The 2,092-nt window shown below is 66.1% G+C and carries 3 protein-coding genes; all 3 read right to left on the reverse strand.

Features of this window, described 5'->3' with window-relative positions:
• Window positions 1-70 precede the first annotated feature (70 nt).
• The 3 genes from ABTY04_RS40785 to ABTY04_RS40795 are packed head-to-tail and all read right to left on the reverse strand — an operon-like array spanning window position 71 to window position 2,015.
• Entirely contained in the window at window positions 71-526 is a 456-nt protein-coding gene (locus ABTY04_RS40785; protein WP_352218483.1) for a hypothetical protein, read from the reverse strand.
• Window positions 523-1,590, reverse strand: a complete 1,068-nt coding sequence (locus ABTY04_RS40790; RefSeq protein ID WP_352218485.1) for an IS3 family transposase — start codon at window positions 1,588-1,590, stop codon at window positions 523-525. Before ABTY04_RS40790 ends, ABTY04_RS40785 begins: the two co-directional genes overlap by 4 nt.
• Before the next feature lie 20 nt (window positions 1,591-1,610).
• Window positions 1,611-2,015, reverse strand: a complete 405-nt coding sequence (locus tag ABTY04_RS40795; protein WP_352218484.1) for a transposase — start codon at window positions 2,013-2,015, stop codon at window positions 1,611-1,613.
• Window positions 2,016-2,092 lie beyond the last annotated feature (77 nt).

Consider the following 2,092-nt stretch of genomic DNA (forward strand, 5'->3'; position numbering starts at 1 on the left):
CGGAACCTGTCAAAGTGATCAAGGCAGGTGATCGTGTCTAACTTTGGGTCGGAAACACCGGGCCTGGCGGTCAGAGCCGGAGTTCCGCGAGCACTGAGTTGGCCGCGAGACGCGGGTGCTCGCCACTGAGCTCGCTCAGTACGGTCTGTCGGAAGACCTGCCAGGCGTCCTTGAGGTCAGCGAGCTCGCAGACCGCCTCGGCCGTCGCATAGGTGCACGAGATCCGCACCTTCCCGTCTTCCGGGACGAACTCGATCAGCTCCGCGTTCTCGGTGAAGCCGATCGTCGAGTGCTCGCCCCGATCCAGGTGTTCGAGTACGCCCTTCATCGACCACAGGAAGTCGAACACGGGGGTCCACGACCACGGCGGGGCCAGCTCTTTCTCGTGGATCGTGAACGAGAGGTCGGACAGGAAGTAGTACCAACGCAGGTCAGCACGGGTGACCACGGCGAGGTCCACTTCCTCCTGGTGCTCCCGACCGCGGTCCACGTATGGCCCAGTCCGGCGGTACTCGATCTTGATCATCGGATCTCCTGCGAACGCTCGGCCGGGAACGTCGCGTCGTGGGTGGGCCTGTTGATCCAGGCCTGGTCGGGTATGGAGGGTGGTTCGGGGAACTTGCGGACGAAGCGTTCGGGGTACTGGTTGTAGGCGTCGGCGAGGACCTTGGCCCGTAGTTCGCGGACGAGAACGGCTTCGCCGTGGTGGACGTCGTAGGGCGTGTGGTAGCCGATGCCGCTGTGCCGGTGCTCGTAGTGGTACCAGTGGAAGAACTCCGCGCACCAGTGCCGGGCATGGGACAGCGAACCGAACCGGTCCGGGTAGTCGGGCCGGTACTTGATCGTCTTGTACTGGGCCTCGGAGTACGGATTGTCGTTGGAGATCTTCGGCCTGGAGTGCGACCTGGTGACGCCGAGGTCGGCCATCAGGACCGCGACTGACTTGGCGGTCTGGATCGCTCCCCGGTCGGAATGGATCGTCAACTCGCCGTCGTCGATTCCGTGTTTGGCGACGGTGTCCTCGATGAACTGCTTGGCGAGTTCCTCGCTTTCGTGGGTGGTGACCATCCAGCCGACCGTGTAGCGGCTGTAGATGTCGATCACCGTGTAGAGGCAGTAGAAGACCCGCTTGTCCGGCCCTTTCAGCCGGGTGACGTCCCAGGACCACACCCGGTTGGGCGCGTCCGCCATCAGCTCGGGTTTCTTGCGCGGCGGGTGAGTGGCCTGGCGGCGCCGTTCGCGGACCTCGCCGCGCTCGCGCAGGATCCGATACATCGTCGATTCCGAACAGAGGTAGACGCCTTCGTCCAGCAGCGTGGCGTAGACCTCGGCCGGTGCCGTATCGCGGAACCGCTCGCCGTTGAGCTTGGCCACCACCGCCTCACGCTCGGCGGGCGTCAGCGCCTTCGGATGCGGGCGGCGCTCGCGCACGGACCTCGGCGGGGGTGGTGACTGGCGATGGTGGCGATACCAGGTCGCCCGGTTCACGCCCAGCGCCACACAGGCCCGCACCCGTCCGACCACACCGGCCAGTTCCTCCAGAGCGGCCTCGCGGGCGCCCTCGAACACCGTGCCGGCCGCGCCGGTCAGGCGGTGCACGGGAGCCGCTACTACTTCGTCTCGCCGTCCTCGGTCGCGCTGCCCGTGGCGAGCTGGTCCAGCAGCGCGGAGAGTTTTCCCTGCACCTCGATCACGGTGCGGGCCTTGCCCAGCTCCTTCTCCAACCGGGCAACCTCATTCTTCAGCTTGGCGATCTCCTTGTCCCGCGGGTCCGCCTTAGGCCGGCCCGCCGGTGCGGCCAGGGCCTCGGCGGCCCCGGCGTCGCGCTGGCTCTTCCATGCCGAGATCAGCGAGGAGTACAACCCCTCGCGTCGCAGCAGCGCGCCCTTGCCCTGCTTGTCCAGGGTGTCGTACTCGGCAAGGATCCTCTGCTTGTACGCCGCCGAGAACCGGCGGTTCGTGGAACGGGGCTCCACCTGCGGATCCGGGGCCCTGTGGTCGTTGGTGCTGGCCACCTGGGACTACTCCTTCTCCGCCCTCGACTCAATGAATCATCCAGTATGGCTGACTTTTCTCACTTTGCCAGAGAGGG

Source organism: Streptomyces sp. NPDC097981 (assembly GCF_040302565.1).
In the GTDB taxonomy this organism is placed as follows: Bacteria; Actinomycetota; Actinomycetes; order Streptomycetales; family Streptomycetaceae; genus Streptomyces.